The sequence below is a fragment of the Photobacterium carnosum genome (assembly GCF_002849605.1).
GTDB classification, from domain to species: domain Bacteria; phylum Pseudomonadota; class Gammaproteobacteria; order Enterobacterales; family Vibrionaceae; genus Photobacterium; species Photobacterium carnosum.
Window position 1 is genome coordinate 102,774 of sequence record NZ_NPIB01000007.1, and the last position, 17,869, is coordinate 120,642.

Below are 17,869 nucleotides of genomic sequence, written 5' to 3' on the forward strand. Positions count from 1 at the left end.
TTAATAAAACACATAGACTGAATAAGTAACCTAATTTATCACGCACTAGACGTGATCTCTATGCTTATATTGTTCGTTACCGCCTACTTATTTATACATATCACTGTTGATACATATCACCATCGTAAACAAAGTTTATTCTCGTTCTTTCATATATTGTTTTGGCGGTTTCCCTAACGTTTTTTTAAAAAACAAAATAAACGCGCTGACAGATTCATAGCCTAAATCTTCGGCTACTCGTTGTACGGATTCACCCATTGATAACTTTTGTAATGCAACAACAATATGTAGCTGCCCACGCCAACGACCAAAGGTTAATCCAATTTCTTGTTTAACCAAACGTGCTAACGTACGTTCACTCATCGCAAATTGTGTCGCCCACTCACTAACGGTTTTTCTATCACCAGGATTAGCTAATAAACGCTGCGCAATTTGATGTAATCGCGGCTCGGATGGAATGGGAAAATCAAACTGTTCAGTTGGCATTAATATCAATTCATCTACCAATACATCAACTAAACGTGCTACCGCGCCATCTTTATCATAGTCTTGACGTTCTTGTGCCAGACGAATAATTAATTCTCGCAATAACGGTGTGATAGAAAGTGTGCACGCTTTATTAGGCATTCCAATAATATCTTGATCAACAAACAGCATACATACATCGGCATCGGGTGAAATACAGATACTATGTGGAATCTGGCTTGAAATCCAAACGGCGCAATGCGCTGGCACCATCCACACAGCATCATCAATATAGCATTTAGCAAACCCGGTTAACGGCATAACTAATTGGCCTTTATGGTGCTGGTGGAATGGCGCTTCTTCTTCTTTTTCAATACCTACAACCCGTAATGCTAGTACCTTTTGTGGGTATAGATCCGTATCAAACCCCATAATATTGGCTTTAAAATGCATAATCTGTCTGCTTTTAAATATGAAGAATAAATATATCTCAATACAGAAACAAAAGTAAGGTCTAAATCATACGATTAATAAGATCACAATTTTAAACAATTATAAAAAAAAGCCACTCGAAAGTGACCTTTAATAAACCATAATAACAATTAACCCAATTGCTGCTCAATCTGATCCGCTTTAATAAACTTATCATGCGTTGCTAATTGAGCTTGATAACGTTGAATATTCGGATAATTAACGATCATGCCGTTATTTTGCAGTATTTCAGCAATAAACGACATCATGATATCAGCACCAGTAAGTCGCTCTTCAACTAAATAGGTTTTGCCTTCAAGGCTCTGCTCAAAATAACCAATAACCTTTTCAGCTTCAACGTCAGCATAGCCTTCTAAGAAATTAGTTTTCGCGCCATCTTTAGCAACAAACATCTTTAATAATAACGGTAGAATAGCCGAACTTTCAGCGAAATGAAGCCATTGTAAATATTCAATATAAGCAGGCGTTCCTGCTTTAGGTGCTAAATTAGGGTTATAGGTCTGAATTAAATATTCAGTAATAGCGCCAGATTCAGCAATCACCGTCCCATTATCTTCAATAACTGGCGATTTTCCAAGCGGGTGGATATTTTTCAATTCTGGCGGCGCTAAAAAAGTGACCGCGTCACGTAAATAAGGCTTAACCTCATACGCTAAGCCAAGCTCTTCCAATAACCAAATAATGCGTTTTGAACGTGATTTATTTAAGTGATGTAGTGTGATCATAATATACCTGCCGTATTATTGAGCTTGATTGGTTTGAATAACAAGTTTGCCAAAGTTCTTACCGTCTAATAAGCCAATAAACGCTTGAGGTGCATTTTCTAATCCTTGCACTAAATCTTCACGATAATGGATTTTACCTTCCGCTAACCATTGGCTCATCTCTATTGCGAATTCATCATAACGATCAGCATAATCATCAAAGATAATAAAGCCTTGCATCTTAATACGCTTAACTAATAGCGTACCCATTAGCATCGACATGCGATCAGGCCCTTGGGGTAATTCAGTGGCATTATATTGAGAAATCAAACCACATAGTGGAATTCGAGCCCCCGTATTAAGTAGTGGTAATACTGCATCAAAGACTTTACCACCGACATTTTCATAATAAATATCAATGCCGTTATCACAAGCAGCTGCTAGCTGTACCGCAAAATCATCAGCTTTGTGATCAATACAATCATCAAAACCTAGCACGTCTTTGGCATAGCGACATTTTTCTTCGCCACCAGCAACACCCACAACGCGACAATCTTTAATTTTACCAATTTGACCCACCATTGAACCCACAGCGCCAGTTGCTGCTGCTACAACAATGGTATCACCCTGCTTAGGTTTACCAATATCAAGCAAACCCATGTAAGCGGTGAAACCTGGCATTCCCATCACACCCAACGCATAAGATGGATGTGTTGGCTGCATACCCAATTTAATTAAGCCGTCACCATTTGAAACGGCATAATCTTGCCAACCTGAATAAGATAACACCCACTCACCTTGTGCAAAATCAACATGATTAGACTGCTCAACTTGACATACCGTACCACCAACCATAATCTCACCGATCGCAACAGGCTCAGCATAAGACTTAGCATCACTCATACGACCACGCATATAAGGGTCTAATGATAAATACACACTACGCAGTAAAATCTCCCCTTCAGCTATCGTTGGAATAGCGGTTTGTTCTAAACGAAAATTATCAGCTGTTGGAGCACCAACAGGGCGAGATGCTAATACGATTTTGCGGTTTACGTTTGTCATTGAGCTATCCTTTTCTTTTTTATTAAACATTAGACCAGTCGTCTAGCTTAGGGCTTTAAAAAATCCCATCATAAAATAATGGGATAATTAATAAGTAACCACCACTAGACCACGGGTTGTAGCTGAGCTTTTGTTGTTACTAACGCTTGTTGTAATACGTTTAAATCTTGACTAAGCTTATAAAACAAACTCGCACCAAGCCATAATTGATACAGCGTTTGTGCAGTTAATTGACTATCGGTTATCGTAATTGAACCATCTTTAATACCATCGTCAATGCAGTTTGCAAGTAAGCTAACAATTCTATTAGCCCCTATTCGTAATGCCTCACGCATCGGTTCAGACAAATCAGAGACTTCAGCACTGAGTTTAACAACAACACATTTATTGGCATTACAAGTGCCATTATCGATGATTAACCAACGTGAAAAATAATCAGTTACACGCTCAAAACCCGTTCCAGTACCTTGTACTAAAATAGCGCTAACGTGTTCTAAATATTGTTCAAAATAGTGTTGAATTAACGCCTCACCAAATTGCTCTTTTGACTTAAAATAATGATAAAAAGAACCTTTTGGTACCGCTGCTGTTTTTAAAATTTCAGACAGGCCAACATTTGTGAATCCCTTGGTCACCACAAGTTGGTAACCAATATCTAAAATATGCTGACGTGTATCGTTTGTTTTTATTTTCATGCGATAACTATAAACTCGACTAGACCAGTCGTCTAGTCTTGTGTTCCATTATTTTAAATAGCGTCGTTACGGCTTGTAATAAATATCTTCTTTCTATCTCATTTATAACGACGGATATTAATAGACATACAGCACCGAATACGTATGATCAGCAACATTAGTTATGCAAAACACCTATATAACACTGTCAATTGGAATAACATTTTGATTAGAGAAAATGTATTTACCCCATTTGCATCTTGGGAAAAACCTTTAGTTTCTGAAGTTGCTGAAGTAATTAATTTATTGAAAAATAACGGTTATGACACCAAAAAACTGACATTAGCTACTGGCTTAAAAGAAAAAAATATCTGTAAGTGGACAGCGAAGTATAAAAAAGAACCATTAGAGGTTTCTACAATCCCTTACCCATGCTGGTGCTTTATTTCAGCCCTCGTTGGCCGATTAAATATCGCAACCAACGGTAAAGTAATTGAAGTGGAAGAAATTAAGCAAATATTACATTTATTTAAGCCTTCTGCATTCGGTGCCCAAGATACATTTATCTGCCCGACAAGTAGCCATTTTGCTAAGTTAATTAATAGTGGTTTATTTGAAGAAATGACGACTGAAAGCCTTTCAGAGCTATATAATTGGAGTTCTGGTTATTTTAATGAAAGCTTACGTCTCGGTAAAATGCCTTACTTAAACTGGTGTCTGATTCTGATGATGTTTGGTATTAACATCCAGAAAATGGCATTAAAAAATCTTGAGACTGACATTGTTCTAGAACAATCAGCTTATGATGCTGATTAAAAACTAAAGTAATGCCTTGTGTAGACTACCAACGTGTTAACACAGGGCGTTTCTTTATCTATAATCGCATGATGTAAATCATAATGTGATAATACCGTTCCTATTTACCTCCTGCTATCGTGACATAACGTATAATAACTTGATTCATGATAATACCTGATTAAAATAGTCGATTATTATCGTCGACAGGAACTTCACACCTCATGCCAACCTTGACCCAACCTTTGGCGTTAAAACCCACTACCCTATTTACCCTTTACAGTATTATCTTCCTTGGCTCTGCCGGGTTTTTTATTACTATTCCCGCTTATGTGAGTTTATTTCTAACTGATCACTCGCTTGCCATTGCACAAAATATGCCAATAGAACAACGACGTACTTTGTTTGGTACGGTGATGTCAGCCGCTCCTTTTATCTCCATGTTTTTCACCCCCCTCATTGCCCGTTTTGCTGACCGCTTTAGCCGTAAAGTAACTATGGTCCTATGTTTAATTATTGCCGCTATTGGTTTTGCGATGCCAATTTATGCCATTGTTATCGGATCTATTGCATTATTATTTGCAGGTAACATGATCAATAGCCTTGGCTCTGCTAGCCAGCCGATTGCACAAGCGATTCTTGCTGATAATAGCCGAGGCAAAACCAAAGCGACATTAATGAGTATGGTGGCAATCGTAATGACAGCTGCCATGTCATTTGGTCCAGCATTAGGCAGTAAATTATCAGCAACCTATGGCACTCAAGCACCATTTTATGCTTGTCTTATTATTGCTATCTTTTGTTTAATACTACTAAATCTTGTTCGGTTACCGCCGCAAATCACCTTACACAATGAAAATCCACTCTCTTTTGTTGCCCCATTAAAACGGAGCCAACCGGGCTTATTGGCTTGTTTAGCGATCGTTTTTATTTGTCAGTTTAGTTGGAGTTTATACTTTCAAAATATCGCGTTTATTTTCCCTCAAAAATGGGGCATTAGTGTAGAAAGCAGCTTCTACCAATATTTTATGATGGCGATTGGCGTGGTGATGATCTGTTCGCTATTACTGCTTCCTCGGCTGATTCTAGCGCGTATTAATGTACTATCAGCATTACGGATCACAACCCTATTTGCTGCTATTGGAATGATTTTATTAGCGATCACGCCAACGCCAAACACTCACATTGCCGCGATGATTTTTACCGCCGTTATGGTGGCGATCTCCTTTCCTTTTTATATTACGGCATTATCAGATAGAGCCAGTGAAGCGGATCAAGGTTGGGTTATGGCAATGTCGAGTGCCATGGTGGGTTTAGCGTGGACATTAAGTGGCTATTTAACCAGTGTATTTGTCAATATTGATTTAATTCTACCGACAGCGATTGCTGCCATCGGTTATGTAATTGCGATGATTATCGTCCCTAAAAAGGCAGCAACGCTCGTTACGGCGGCTAATTAAAATGATGAATAGGACAACAGACATGACACCATTAACCAGTGTACTTCAAGCTCATCAGTTTCATGCAGTGATTCCAGAACCGCTTCAATTTGGTCGCGGGCTCATTGTTGATCTTTCCCCTGCTAGTGAGCTTTGGAATAAAGTAACGTCAACCCACAATTTTGCTGATGAAATAGCCTATCAGGCAACAGCAATGAACGCACAAATAGTGATTGGTCGTTATGCAGAACAACGGCTGATTTATCAAGATAAAGCGAATTTTAGTAACAGTAAAAATCGTACCGTTCATATGGGAATCGATTTAGGTGTTCCCTCTTTAACACCGGTTTTTGCACCGCTTGATGGCGAAATACATAGTATTGCTAATCACCAAGGTGAAGGAGACTACGGCCCCACTATTATTTTACGCCACCAGCTTGAGGGAATAGCCTTTTTTACTTTATATGGTCATCTTCACCAAGCCGCACATACGCAATTGCACGTGGGCGATCATATACAAGCAGGTCAACAATTTACGGCAATCGGCACCACAGCAGAAAATGGCGGTTGGGCTCCGCATCTTCATTTACAGATTATTGAGGATATGGGAACCAACACTGACGACTATATTGGCGTTGTTGATCCCGCTGAGTTAGATTTTTACCTACGTAACTGCCCCAATCCTAACTTGATACTGAAATGCTCTGATCTTGATTAAAAATCAACGGCCCAAATCTTAAATCGCATATTCACAATAAAATGATATGCGATTTAAATCTCTTGGTTAATATACTAACAATAATCACAGCATTATTTTCTAACGCGATCAAGCCAGCTATACACAGTTTCTAAGGTTTCATAAGACGGTAAACGATTATTTCGCGCTTGAATTTGATCGACAGTATACGTTTCACTTGCACGTCCATTGGCTAAATAGTGCCGCTTTAACCCTATGGTGACGCGCTCTGGCATATGCATTTTATACACTAAATATTCACCTTTAATAATCCGGTGATGATAAATAGCAACATAATGACTTTGTTCAATTCCTTCAAGCTCAAGCTGCTGATAATTTCGAATCGGTACAATATTACTATTACCTTCAAAAGGAATGTCATACGCCTTATCACAACTTGGATCAGGAACAAATTTCGCTGTTTTTTGAGCAATTAGCCATCGATCATGTAACTTTTTCAATTCATCATACGATGTAACAGCATGAATACGTCGCACTGAATCAACATCAAGCACACGATAACCTAACTGAAATACATCCGATAATATCTGATTAATTCGCAGTCGTTCTCGCGGTGACGCTTTAATTAAATAAAAGCCTAATTTTGTGCCTGTTAATGTTGGCCACTGTAAATAAACTTGTAACGTTACGGTAGTGATTACTGAATAATGGCGAAATAAGGTAAACATCATCGTTTCTGGATCTAATAATCGATGAATAACAATAATCACTGAACGGGTAGAAAAATCGCTTTGAATACGATCAATAAAACGCAATGCAGATCGACACGATGCTAAGCCTAAATGAGCTAAAATTTGACGTTGACCTAGCTCGCATAAAGCTAACACCTGTTCCTGATCTAATGGATAACGTTCGCACATCAGGTAAAGTAATATTGGTCGTTGGGCTAATAAATGGCGAGCTTTATCACTCATCGCTGCCATCTTGAGCATATACACACCAAGATCAGCGTAAGCACGGGCTTTATCAACTAACCCGACAGGAATACTTTCAATCCACGCCTTGCCGCCAGCCAGTGATTCAATATGTTCGATATAAAACGAACAACTGCCTTCTAATAACTCACGGTGACCATCACGATAAGCGCGGTACATAATAAGACCATCTCGCCAATCGTAAAATTCCAGAACAAATGGAAAGAAAGTCAATGTCTCATCAAACGATAAGATCAATGGTGTTGAAATATGAGTAGACTGATGTTCAGTACAACAAACAGGCATAGATGTCCCTATTAATCTGTTATTCCTCCCTCATAATAACAATAATAGCTATCTCAGTATTAACAGCGTTATTGTAGTAATTACTAAGCCTATCATGACTTATTAATATGAATATTCAACTTAAAAAATATCAAGATGAGAGCTTTACATAGAATATATATTCTACAATATTGTTGGTTATTTAAATGTTTATTCGAAGTTAAATTTTCGATAAACAATGTATTAATTAGCGCAAATATTCACCTTATAGCAGTTATTATTAAAATATAGTGTGTTTAAAAATTACGATTTAAATTCAATCATAAAATTAAGCGGCGTAAATCCTGTTTTTTGACGAAAGAAACTAATAAAAGCACTATCATTCGCAAAACCTAATCGATATGAAACATCAGAAATACGCTGATGTTGTGATAATAATTCAATTGCAGCTAACAACCGCCATTGTTGACGCCAACTTTGATATGGCATTGCCGTTTCTTTATTAAAAATACGTGTGATCGTTTTCTGGCTCGCCCCCACCAACAGGCTAAGATTAGCTAACGTCGGAGCGATAAAATCGGGACAATTAATCTCTTCAAGCCACTTAGCTAATCTGGCATCATTAGGCAACGGCAAATTAAAATGACTTTCAGTAGCAGAATTAAGTTCTTCTATCAATAAGTTAACTGAATTTAGTTGTTCTTTGTTGGGCTTATCAAACGCCCACATCGCCATTCTTTCAAGCAGTATCGCCATCAATGGATTAATATCAATAATCTTCATTTCACGACTAAGTTGTGACTGTAATGATGGATCAAAATACAACGAACGGTAATGTGTAACATTGGTCATCTGCGCATTATGCAACATGCCTGCTGGGATCCAAGCTGCACGCATGGGGGGTAAAACACACTTAACCCCTTCAAGGGTGATCACCATACAACCATGATGGGAGAATAATAGCTGATCTTTATCGTGTCGATGCTCACCAGAATTATGATCACCAACATCAGCCGCAAGGCCAATCACTAAACCGTCAAGGTTATTGGGACAAAATTGTTGACCATGTTCAATATATGCCATTACTCACGCCACCTGTCCTTAATTTAATATATATAGTCTTTATATTAATATAAGTTCAAAAATGAGCACCTTATAATAATTACCATGATGAAACAATACGTATATTCACCCTAACCACACAACTCATTAATAAAAAGAATAGTTTTATCTTCTATTTTTAGAACAACATCATGGAATTTATAAAAAATCATATGAATAACAATATTAATAAAATTTCAATACCATTAGCGGTGACATTATTAATGTTTCCACAGATCATCGAAACCATGTATAGCCCCGCATTAACCTCCATTAAAACCCATTTTGGCGTCACTGGTTCAACCGCAGCGCAAGGGATGTCTGTTTTCTTTATCGCCTTTGCTATTGGGGTCGTTTTTTGGGGCAGAATGTGCGACATCATTGGGCGACGTTATGCCACACTTATTGGGTTAATCGTTTTTATTGGCTCCGCTATTCTCACTTTATTTGCATCAACATTTACCTTACTTCTTATCGGCTTTGGTTGTTGTGCCTTTGGTGCGGCGGTTGGCTCAGTCTGTACCCAAACTATCCTTCGTGATTGTTTCCAAGGTGCAGAGCTGGGACGGGTATTTTCTATTATTGGCACATCCATTGGGATCAGTCCTATTATTGGCATGATAACAGGCAGTTGGTTAACCGTTAATGGCGGCTATAAATGGGTGTTTATCGGCATGATAATACTAACCAGTGGATTACTCTGCTGGAGCTTATTGCAATTACCCGAAACAAAACCGACTCAAACCCAACGAGATAGTTTGCTCTCTGTTGGTATTAAAATGCTGAAAGATCTTCATATTTGGTACATCATGTTGATGGTTGCTATCTTTAATATTGCATTGTTTTCCTATTACAGCCTTGCTCCTTTTATGTTTGAAAAATTACATGTCAGCATTAAATTATTTGGCTATACCAGCGCTGTACTGGCCTTAGGCTCAATCCTTGGCGCAATGCTTAATATGCGATTACTGCGTCGACACGTCATGTCACAAACTATCATCACCATTGCATCGGTCATACTGCTCATGAGTAGTGTTGGCGTTTATCTATTACAAACCTCTATTTGGTTTTTCTTGCCAATGATCTTTATATCATTGTCATTTGGTTTAGCTTTACCTAACTTGTTAAGTACCGCATTAAATAACTATCGTGATCATTTAGGCAGTGCGGGTGCATTACTGGGGTTATTTTATTATCTCGTCATTGGCGCGGGTTTACATAAAGCAGCAATCGTGGGCGATCTTGGTCTCACACTTTTAGTCTGTGCCATCCTTGCGATAACACTAACGTTCTTTCATCGCGTCAATAAACAACGTCAATAAACAACGTCAATAAAGCGATCACCATAACAACCTAACGCTATCTATACCCCCTTTTATCTATATCAAATACAACTAAGCCGCAATAATGCGGCTTAGTGTGTAATTCAACGTAAGTTATAACATTCGAGTCGGTAACTCTGGCAAGTGAGTACCTGTATTTGATGGGTAAATAATATATTCCCCATGAAATTTAACTTTCGATTTATAATCAGTTATTTTATACAGCAAGATTCCATGTTGATAAGCAATATCAATAAATTGCTGCACATTACCACGGATATATAAAGATAATGGTTTTGCTAGCTCGCCATCCTCATTCATTGACGCAGCATACTGAGCGGAACAGACCACTAACGATGCTTTACCATCAGTATGGTGGCTAACTTTACGATTCACTTCGTATTCATTAGTCACTAGCCAATCTTGCTGCTCTAATGCCGCATAAAACGTTGTCATTACAACAGGTGTAATAACCGTTGATAGTCCTTTGTCATCAGTCACTTTGGCATAGGTTTCAGCTAAGTGCTCAAAATGCAGTTTTAGTTGTGCATTTTTACCCATAGTACGTGATTGTTGCTGCCATTCTTGTAATGTTTTCACTACGCAACGATCAAAACTATGTTGTTTAAGTACTTTTGTTACCCAAGCACTTAAAAATATACTTTCACTGACAGGGTTTTTTTGTGCTTTACCTGTTGCTTGCGCTTCTTGTAAAGCGGTTAACCCACTACTAACTACATTGTAAATTTCATTAAAAAAAATGGTCATGATTTATTTCAAACAATCCAAAAATATCAAACCACAACACAGCCTCTAAGCTGTGCGTGCAAGGAACCAATAAAAACCAGCTGATAATATAGCACATGACGCCATCGTCAACGCCATTGGCCATGCATTACCATCTGGCATTAACGCAACAAGGCCACCAACAATCGAACCAATCCCAAAACGGAACGTTCCACCTAAAGAAGAAGCCGTACCCGCCATCTGAGGATAACTCGATAATAAACACGCCATGGTATTACTACCAATCGTGGACAGTGTACCAATAAACAAGGCCACAGGAATAACAACACCCCACAACCCTAGATCTAACCATTGCCCAATAAGTAGCAGTATGCCAGCAACTAATTGTATAGTTAAGCCAAAACGTAACATCCAATGAGTGCCCTTTCGCTTCACAAAACGACCATTGATGCTAGTAAATAAAATCATACAAAGAATATTTAAACAAAAGTAGTAACCAAAATTCTCAACACTAATACCATAAATATCAATGTATACAAACGAACCTGCGGTTAAGAACGTAAACATGCCAGCAAAAGAAAAACCACTGCAACACACTAAGCCAAAGGCAACAGGATTTGATAATAACCGTTTATAGTTTTTAATAATTGATGATACATGAAACGGGATCCGTTTTTCTTTCGGCAGTGTTTCTTTAATTTTAAATAAAATCGAGATCAAAACAATGACGGCAAAAACAGCTAACGCCCAAAAGACAGCACGCCAACCAAACCAAACTGAAAGATGACCACCCAAAACAGGGGCTATTAACGGTGCGATAGTCATCACTAACGTCACAAATGACATGGTGCGAGAGAACTCTTCGCGCTCAAACATATCACGCACAAGTGCACCAATGATAACGGCAGCCGCAGCACCAGCAAAACCTTGCGCTACACGCACAATGGTTAACTCGGTAATATTGGTACTCAACGCACCTAAAATGGTTAACACCAAGAAACTGATAGTGCCCGCGATCAACATTGGACGTCGACCATAGCTATCCGCTAACGGCCCATGAATTAACTGACCAAAAGCAAAACCTGCCGTATAAGCAGTTAGTGTTACCTGAACAGCACTCGGAGACACTAAAAAATCTTTAGCAATATCAGGCATTGCCGGCAAATACATATCAATAGCAAAAGGGGTTAAAGCAGCAATCGCACCAAGAATGAGAATGAGCTGTAAACTCAATTTAGATGAAGCGGGTTGAGTCATAAATATTCTTTTTATAAAAATAACAACAATAATCCATTGTACGCTAAAAAATGGTAATCATTCTTTCCTAATAGGAAATATAAATTATCTTAATATAAGAGAATAATAATCGTTATAAAAAAAGCATAAATAATAAAATTTATGCTTTTTGGGTATTTAAAACAATCGCTAAGATTATTTAGCTAAAAATGATGCAATCTCTTCAGCTGTTAATGGGCGGTATTTACCAAGTTCAAGATCTTCATCCAATTCAAGCCCACCTACACGCGCACGATGTAAACTAACAACGTGGTTACCTACCGCTGCAAACATACGCTTCACTTGGTGATACTTACCTTCAGTGATGGTTAATACACCCTCACGTTCACCGACTATCTCTAATTTAGCAGGTCGAGTAAGTCCTTCTTCACCATTTAATTGTACACCCGCTTTAAATTGCTCAATATTCTCAGCAACAATAGGATCAGCGGTTTCTACCAAATACACTTTTTCACACACATGACGTGGTGACGTAATACGGTGTGACCATTGACCATCATCCGTTAATAACGTTAAACCTGTAGTATCACTGTCTAAACGTCCAGCTACGTGCATTTTTTCAGGGCTAACTTCATCAAACAATACAAAAACAGTCGGATTGAAACCATCAACATGTGAACACACAAAACCTTGTGGTTTATTCAACATGAAGTAACGAGGCCCTTGCAGGCGAAGTGGACGACCTTTAAATTCCACATTGTGATTGTCACCGACAGAGAAAGAAGCACTACGGACAATTTCACCGTCAATTTCAATCATTTTATCTCGAAGAAGTTTACCGGCTTCTCTACGGGTGATACCTAAAGTGGTACCTAAGAATTTATCAAGCCTCATTGAGTGGCTCCGTTACTTACAAAAGATTCGGTATTATAGGAAGCAAATCACAGATATGCATTAAAAACTTCATTTTCGTACACATTCATACTTTAAGCACATAGCTTTTATGACGTTCTAAAAAAATAAAACCATTAAACATGGCGCTATTTTGCCAAAAAATGAACATTTCTATGACTCAATTGTCATATATCTGCTAGATTACAAATTAAAAAGACATTTACTCTATGCAAATACAACAATTTACTTACACGTTGTAACCAATAAAGCTTTTAACGATAGGCTTTAACTTAGGGACTCAGTATGAATATTTCTCTCAGCACACCAACACTTTCTTCACTCAATAAATTTCTTCAATTAATAGATGAGTTATTTGATTATGAAGCCTTACCACAAAAGGCCGAACAAACCATGATCGCGGTAAAGCAGCTATTAAGTAATCCAAAACTTGGACAAGCATGGTTTATTGAAGTAGAACAACACGGTATTAAGCATATTGCTGGGCATATTATTGTTAGCTATAGCTTCAGCCTTGAGCATGGTGGGAAAATTGGTTTAATCGATCAGTTCTACTTAAAAGCTGATTGGCGCCAACATGGAATTGGAACTGAATTATTACCACAACTTGAAGCCTTGGTTATTCAAGATGGCGTTAAAGCGTTATCGCTTGAAGTCAATATAGGCAATGCTGGTGCACGTAATTTCTATGAAAAGCATGGCTTTACGCCTCGTCGTCAATTTTGCATGATGACAAAAAACTTAACTGAATCCCACATCCCAGCGACCATTGCCTCATAAATAAAACCAATAATAATGATTAATTTTCATTTAAGCCTTGTTTTGACAAGGCTTTTTTCGTTATAACTACAAGGGAAACATCACGTAGGTAATAACCGCCTTGACTCTTACCTATTGGTTTATATATAGGAACATAAAAATGTTAATAAATATCATCACCTTTATGCTATTGGTTACATTTTCATATTTTGAAATTCTAAACATAGAACGCACTAACATTAATGCGACACTTGTATTTAAACAGTAGGATATAATCATTTATGGATAGTAAACTTACTGTACTTTATGAGACTCATCTCAAGCCTCAACTTAAAGCACTTGATCATGATCGTAAAAAAGTCATAAAACAATATTGGTTATCATTACTGCTTGGGATCGGTTTTGCCGTGATTATAATTCCACTAAGCTTTATGTTTGATTTACAAGCCTTTGGTATTATTTTTTCGATTATTATTGCTATCGTTATGCACCGTTTATATAGCAAACGCTGGGATCAATATAAAAAAGACTATAAGCATAAAATAATCACTAAACTCATTAATTCAATTGATAGCAGCTTTAATTACAAGCCTGCACAATGCATAGATAAACAAGATTATAAAAACAGTGCCCTCTTTAGTCGTCATTATGATCGCTATCGTGGTGAAGATTTTATTGAAGGCCAACTCGATAAAACGTATTTACGCTTTTCTGAATTACACACTGAATACAAAACCCAAAGCCGTAATAACAACGGTAAGAACCAAGATCAATGGCATACTATTTTTAAAGGGCTTTTTTTTGTTGCTGATGCAAATAAACACTTTTCAGGCCAAACAACTATTATCCCAAATAACCATAGTATTTTCTCGGCTACAGATCAGAAACTATCGGATATATTCAGTAATAACCAACAACAAGTGATCCTCGATGATCCTGAGTTTTCGCAACTGTTTAATATCTATAGTAATGATCAAGTTGAGGCTCGTTACTTATTATCACCCTCAATGATACAACGACTTATTAATTTTAGTAATCGTTCTGATCATACAATAGCCTTCTCATTCGTCGACGATCATCTCTATATTGCAATTTCCAGTTCTAAGAATTATTTTGAACCTAAATTATTTCAACAAGCGGATTCTTTAACCTTTATTGCCGCTATTTATTACGATCTAAAATTTGTTATTAATATTGTTGATGAACTCGACCTCAATACGCGAATTTGGACAAAACCATAAAGCGAGTAATAAATTACAGCCATAAAAAACGGAAGCTCAAGAGCTTCCGTTTTTATTACATCTTATATTGCAACTAATCGTCTAATCTGCCAAAAATGCCGCTTCCAAAAAACATGATGTAAATTAGAAATAGACACTCCTCGCGAACTGGCTGAGTTCATAAAATCACCATTAGAAAGATAAATCCCCACATGACGTTCATTACGACCCGTCTTAAAGAAGACTAAATCCCCTAACTTAGCGTGATCCTTACGAATACGTCGCCCTAATTTCACTTGCCCTAACGTTGTTCGAGGCAAGTCTTGATGAAATACTTGACGATACATCTTCATCACAAAAGCAGAACAATCAATCCCTCGATGGCTTGAACCACCAAAATGATAAGGTGTTCCTTTCCAACCATAATATGCATGAAAAATTTTACGTTTTACCAATCGTACATGTCGCCGTTCTTGCGACTTTGTTCGATGATGACTCTTACGTAAATAATGCTTATGGTGTAATGTATGTCCTTGTTGCTTATTTTGATGTAAGTAATGATGATGAATACGAGAATGATGCACAATTGTATGGGCTGTCGTTCGCGTAGTAGACGCAGCGGCATACCATGACAAAAATGCCGATAAAATAATAATAATTCTAAAAATATAAAGCATGGTCGTAATTTTTTAATTATAAGTAAAAATCATAGCTAAGTTACAATGTAACATTATATTAATGACTATATTACTCTATTTCTGCAATATATAAATTCAATAACAATCATGCCTATCACCCTCAAAATAAGCACTATTTCCTTGACAGTTTACTTTGTAATATGTCAGTTCTATTTTATATATATTCGACATTAATCTGCTCATGATCTTCTATTTTAAGATACCATTGTCTCTTGCCAAAACACTGGTTAAATGTACACTAGTAGCAGGTCATTTGTCATAGATTTACTGTATGTATACTTTACGTCCTTACCAACAAGATAGCGTTAACGCTACCATTCATTATTTTCGCAAACATAGCACACCCGCCGTCCTTGCTCTGCCTACGGGCGCTGGTAAAAGCCTCGTCGTCGCAGAATTAGCCCGTATTGCTAGAGGCCGTGTTCTGGTGCTCACTCACGTAAAAGAGCTGGTGGAACAAAACCACGCTAAATATGAAAGCTATGGCCTTAAAGCCGCTATTTTCTCTGCGGGATTAGGACGTAAAGAAACCGATCAACAAGTGGTGTTTGCTTCCGTTCAATCAATGGCAAATAGCCTTGATAAATTTCATGAACAATTTTCATTACTGGTTATTGATGAGTGTCATCGCGTACCTGATGATGAAAATAGCGCTTACCGCAAAGTTATCACACATGTACAAACCGTTAATCCCAATATCAAAGTGCTTGGATTAACTGCTACCCCTTATCGATTAGGTACAGGCTGGATTTACAAATACCATACCCGTGGTCAAGTGAAAACAGAAACTGAACGCTTCTTTCGTGATTGTATTTTTGAATTACCCATTCGTTACTTGCTTGATGAAGGCTTTTTAACTGAACCAAAAGTGATGGATATGGCGGTATTAGGCTATGACTTTTCATCACTGACACCTTCAAATACAGGTCATTATAAAGAATCAGATCTTGATAATGTGATCGAGCAATCAGGTCGCGCGACACCAATGATCATCGAACAAGTCATCGATTACGCCAAAGATCGTCGCGGTATTATGATCTTTGCCTCTACCGTTAATCATGCTCAAGAGATCATGGGCTATCTTGCGCATGAAAATGCCGCGCTTGTTATCGGCGATACTCCCCTTGATGAACGTGATCGGATCATTAATGATTTTAAAGCACAAAAAATCAAATACCTTGTTAACGTATCCGTATTAACAACGGGGTTTGATGCGCCTCATGTTGATCTTATTGCCATATTACGCCCGACAGAATCAATTAGCCTTTATCAACAAATCGTCGGTCGTGGTTTACGTTTATTTGAAGGTAAAAAAGACTGCCTTATTCTTGAATATGCAGGTAACTGTTACGATCTCTACCAACCAGAAGTGGGCGATCCTAAGCCGAATGGCGATAGTGAAATAATAATGGTTCCCTGCCCTGCGTGTGGTTTCAACAATAGCTTTTGGGGCAAGCTTGATCCTGCTGGCTTCCTCGTTGAGCATTATGGTCGACGCTGCCAAGGTTATTTTGAAGATGACGATACGGGTGAGCGTGAAGAATGTGGCTACCGTTTCCGCGCTAAATATTGCGAAGAATGTGGCGCAGATAACGACATTGCCGCCCGCCGCTGCCATCAGTGCAATGCAGTGATGGTTGACCCTGATAAAAAGCTACGCGAAGCATTAAAGCTCAAAGATGCAATGATAATGAAATGCACCGATATGCGTTTAGAACCGGGTAAGAATAAGTTTGGTAAGCCACAACTTAAAGTGGTTTATATTGGCGAAGAAGACAATGAAATTAACGAGATTTGGCAGTTATCAACCAAGACTCAAAAAAGTGACTTTCTCACCAAGTTCATTAATCCGCACTTAGTGGATAGGCATCGCCCCTTTACTGATACTGCCCCGACAAAAGTGGCAAATAACGAACATCGATTACGTCCACCAGAAATCATTATTGCCCGTAAAAATGGCCGCTTCTGGGCGATCCGCGATAAGTTGTTCGATTTAGATCAGTATCAAAAAGGCTGAAGAAATAACTGATTAGCTGTACTGACTTTTACTCGTCTTACAGCTAAGTTACTGTTTTTGAAGTTTATAGTTAGCTAGAAGTTAGTTAGTGATATTACGAGGGCATGAGAAGAAACAACTTCAACTGATCCAATATGCCTTTATGTTTACGTTACTCTCACAACAAAAAATTGTCCGTTTAATGACACAACCTTTTTGTCTATACTGTCAGCATGTCATGCAATTGGCGGGGATTTTTCGACCCAGATAAAAACGTAAAACAATAAG

Annotated in this window: 17 protein-coding genes and 1 pseudogene; 8 read left to right on the forward strand and 10 right to left on the reverse strand. The window is 38.0% G+C overall.

Going from position 1 to position 17,869, the window contains the following annotated elements; all coding sequences use genetic code 11:
• Nucleotides 1-135 precede the first annotated feature (135 nt).
• The 4 genes from CIK00_RS08240 to CIK00_RS08255 all read right to left on the reverse strand — a co-directional run bounded on the left by CIK00_RS08240 (nt 136) and on the right by CIK00_RS08255 (nt 3,421).
• Nucleotides 136-918: an AraC family transcriptional regulator gene (locus tag CIK00_RS08240; RefSeq protein ID WP_101768410.1), complete on the reverse strand. Its 783-nt coding sequence runs from the start codon at nt 916-918 to the stop codon at nt 136-138.
• 149 nt (nt 919-1,067) lie between these two features.
• Nucleotides 1,068-1,682: a glutathione S-transferase family protein gene (locus CIK00_RS08245; protein ID WP_101768411.1), complete on the reverse strand. Its 615-nt coding sequence runs from the start codon at nt 1,680-1,682 to the stop codon at nt 1,068-1,070.
• A gap of 15 nt (nt 1,683-1,697) precedes the next feature.
• Complete coding sequence (locus CIK00_RS08250; protein ID WP_101768412.1) at nt 1,698-2,726, reverse strand: NADP-dependent oxidoreductase; 1,029 nt, start codon at nt 2,724-2,726, stop codon at nt 1,698-1,700.
• A gap of 104 nt (nt 2,727-2,830) precedes the next feature.
• Complete coding sequence (locus CIK00_RS08255; protein WP_101768413.1) at nt 2,831-3,421, reverse strand: TetR/AcrR family transcriptional regulator; 591 nt, start codon at nt 3,419-3,421, stop codon at nt 2,831-2,833.
• A 204-nt stretch (nt 3,422-3,625) separates the two neighbouring features.
• Here CIK00_RS08255 and CIK00_RS08260 point away from each other — a divergent pair, with 204 nt between their 5' ends.
• The 3 genes from CIK00_RS08260 (at nt 3,626) to CIK00_RS08270 (ending at nt 6,352) form a co-directional block, all read left to right on the forward strand.
• Complete coding sequence (locus tag CIK00_RS08260) at nt 3,626-4,216, forward strand: hypothetical protein (protein WP_101768461.1); 591 nt, start codon at nt 3,626-3,628, stop codon at nt 4,214-4,216.
• 203 nt (nt 4,217-4,419) lie between these two features.
• Nucleotides 4,420-5,655 (forward strand): MFS transporter, encoded by a 1,236-nt coding sequence (locus CIK00_RS08265; protein ID WP_101768414.1) that lies wholly within the window; start codon nt 4,420-4,422, stop codon nt 5,653-5,655.
• A 22-nt stretch (nt 5,656-5,677) separates the two neighbouring features.
• On the forward strand, nt 5,678-6,352 hold the full coding sequence (locus CIK00_RS08270) for a peptidoglycan DD-metalloendopeptidase family protein (RefSeq protein WP_101768415.1): 675 nt from the start codon (nt 5,678-5,680) through the stop codon (nt 6,350-6,352).
• A 92-nt stretch (nt 6,353-6,444) separates the two neighbouring features.
• On the opposite strand, the gene CIK00_RS08275 is transcribed toward CIK00_RS08270, so the two are convergent.
• Nucleotides 6,445-7,611: a PcfJ domain-containing protein gene (locus CIK00_RS08275; protein WP_101768416.1), complete on the reverse strand. Its 1,167-nt coding sequence runs from the start codon at nt 7,609-7,611 to the stop codon at nt 6,445-6,447.
• Between the two features lie 282 nt (nt 7,612-7,893).
• Nucleotides 7,894-8,673, reverse strand: coding sequence for an AraC family transcriptional regulator (locus CIK00_RS08280; protein WP_101768417.1), 780 nt, complete (start codon nt 8,671-8,673; stop codon nt 7,894-7,896).
• Nucleotides 8,674-8,864: 191 nt separating this feature from the next.
• Between CIK00_RS08280 and CIK00_RS08285 the strand changes: the two genes are divergently transcribed.
• Nucleotides 8,865-10,013, forward strand: coding sequence for an MFS transporter (locus CIK00_RS08285; RefSeq protein ID WP_101768462.1), 1,149 nt, complete (start codon nt 8,865-8,867; stop codon nt 10,011-10,013).
• A gap of 114 nt (nt 10,014-10,127) precedes the next feature.
• On the opposite strand, the gene CIK00_RS08290 is transcribed toward CIK00_RS08285, so the two are convergent.
• The 3 genes from CIK00_RS08290 to rsuA form a co-directional block, all read right to left on the reverse strand.
• On the reverse strand, nt 10,128-10,781 hold the full coding sequence (locus tag CIK00_RS08290) for a DUF2913 family protein (protein WP_101768418.1): 654 nt from the start codon (nt 10,779-10,781) through the stop codon (nt 10,128-10,130).
• Between the two features lie 45 nt (nt 10,782-10,826).
• Nucleotides 10,827-12,017 carry a Bcr/CflA family multidrug efflux MFS transporter gene (locus CIK00_RS08295; RefSeq protein WP_101768419.1) on the reverse strand — a complete coding sequence of 397 codons (1,191 nt, stop codon included), beginning with the start codon at nt 12,015-12,017 and terminating at the stop codon, nt 10,827-10,829.
• Between the two features lie 174 nt (nt 12,018-12,191).
• Nucleotides 12,192-12,890 (reverse strand): 16S rRNA pseudouridine(516) synthase RsuA, encoded by a 699-nt coding sequence (rsuA, locus tag CIK00_RS08300; protein WP_101768420.1) that lies wholly within the window; start codon nt 12,888-12,890, stop codon nt 12,192-12,194.
• Between the two features lie 303 nt (nt 12,891-13,193).
• Here rsuA and CIK00_RS08305 point away from each other — a divergent pair, with 303 nt between their 5' ends.
• Together CIK00_RS08305 and CIK00_RS08310 are read left to right on the forward strand one after the other, a co-directional pair.
• Entirely contained in the window at nt 13,194-13,688 is a 495-nt protein-coding gene (locus tag CIK00_RS08305; protein ID WP_101768421.1) for a GNAT family N-acetyltransferase, read from the forward strand.
• A 260-nt stretch (nt 13,689-13,948) separates the two neighbouring features.
• A complete protein-coding gene (locus CIK00_RS08310) occupies nt 13,949-14,908 on the forward strand; it encodes a DUF3137 domain-containing protein (protein ID WP_101768422.1) in 960 nt (319 codons plus the stop codon).
• A gap of 62 nt (nt 14,909-14,970) precedes the next feature.
• Here the strand turns inward: CIK00_RS08310 and CIK00_RS08315 are convergent, their stop codons facing one another.
• Nucleotides 14,971-15,564, reverse strand: a complete 594-nt coding sequence (locus tag CIK00_RS08315) for an NlpC/P60 family protein (RefSeq protein ID WP_101768423.1) — start codon at nt 15,562-15,564, stop codon at nt 14,971-14,973.
• A gap of 292 nt (nt 15,565-15,856) precedes the next feature.
• On the opposite strand from CIK00_RS08315, the gene CIK00_RS08320 reads away from it, so the two are divergent.
• Together CIK00_RS08320 and CIK00_RS21750 are read left to right on the forward strand one after the other, a co-directional pair.
• Nucleotides 15,857-17,602 carry a DEAD/DEAH box helicase gene (locus tag CIK00_RS08320; protein WP_101768424.1) on the forward strand — a complete coding sequence of 582 codons (1,746 nt, stop codon included), beginning with the start codon at nt 15,857-15,859 and terminating at the stop codon, nt 17,600-17,602.
• A 91-nt stretch (nt 17,603-17,693) separates the two neighbouring features.
• Nucleotides 17,694-17,852: pseudogene (locus CIK00_RS21750) on the forward strand (IS91 family transposase); the annotation flags it as partial.
• Between the last annotated feature and the right edge of the window lie 17 nt (nt 17,853-17,869).

Excerpts from the sequence above, each read along its gene's own strand:
- CIK00_RS08240 (WP_101768410.1), bottom strand. The coding sequence starts at position 918 with ATGCATTTTAAAGCCAATATTATGGGGTTTGATACGGATCTATACCCA.
- CIK00_RS08245 (WP_101768411.1), bottom strand. The coding sequence starts at position 1,682 with ATGATCACACTACATCACTTAAATAAATCACGTTCAAAACGCATTATT.
- CIK00_RS08250 (WP_101768412.1), bottom strand. The coding sequence starts at position 2,726 with ATGACAAACGTAAACCGCAAAATCGTATTAGCATCTCGCCCTGTTGGT.
- CIK00_RS08255 (WP_101768413.1), bottom strand. The coding sequence starts at position 3,421 with ATGAAAATAAAAACAAACGATACACGTCAGCATATTTTAGATATTGGT.
- CIK00_RS08265 (WP_101768414.1), top strand. The coding sequence starts at position 4,420 with ATGCCAACCTTGACCCAACCTTTGGCGTTAAAACCCACTACCCTATTT.
- CIK00_RS08270 (WP_101768415.1), top strand. The coding sequence starts at position 5,678 with ATGACACCATTAACCAGTGTACTTCAAGCTCATCAGTTTCATGCAGTG.
- CIK00_RS08275 (WP_101768416.1), bottom strand. The coding sequence starts at position 7,611 with ATGCCTGTTTGTTGTACTGAACATCAGTCTACTCATATTTCAACACCA.
- CIK00_RS08280 (WP_101768417.1), bottom strand. The coding sequence starts at position 8,673 with ATGGCATATATTGAACATGGTCAACAATTTTGTCCCAATAACCTTGAC.
- CIK00_RS08285 (WP_101768462.1), top strand. The coding sequence starts at position 8,865 with ATGAATAACAATATTAATAAAATTTCAATACCATTAGCGGTGACATTA.
- CIK00_RS08290 (WP_101768418.1), bottom strand. The coding sequence starts at position 10,781 with ATGACCATTTTTTTTAATGAAATTTACAATGTAGTTAGTAGTGGGTTA.
- CIK00_RS08295 (WP_101768419.1), bottom strand. The coding sequence starts at position 12,017 with ATGACTCAACCCGCTTCATCTAAATTGAGTTTACAGCTCATTCTCATT.
- rsuA (WP_101768420.1), bottom strand. The coding sequence starts at position 12,890 with ATGAGGCTTGATAAATTCTTAGGTACCACTTTAGGTATCACCCGTAGA.
- CIK00_RS08305 (WP_101768421.1), top strand. The coding sequence starts at position 13,194 with ATGAATATTTCTCTCAGCACACCAACACTTTCTTCACTCAATAAATTT.
- CIK00_RS08310 (WP_101768422.1), top strand. The coding sequence starts at position 13,949 with ATGGATAGTAAACTTACTGTACTTTATGAGACTCATCTCAAGCCTCAA.
- CIK00_RS08315 (WP_101768423.1), bottom strand. The coding sequence starts at position 15,564 with ATGCTTTATATTTTTAGAATTATTATTATTTTATCGGCATTTTTGTCA.
- CIK00_RS08320 (WP_101768424.1), top strand. The coding sequence starts at position 15,857 with ATGTATACTTTACGTCCTTACCAACAAGATAGCGTTAACGCTACCATT.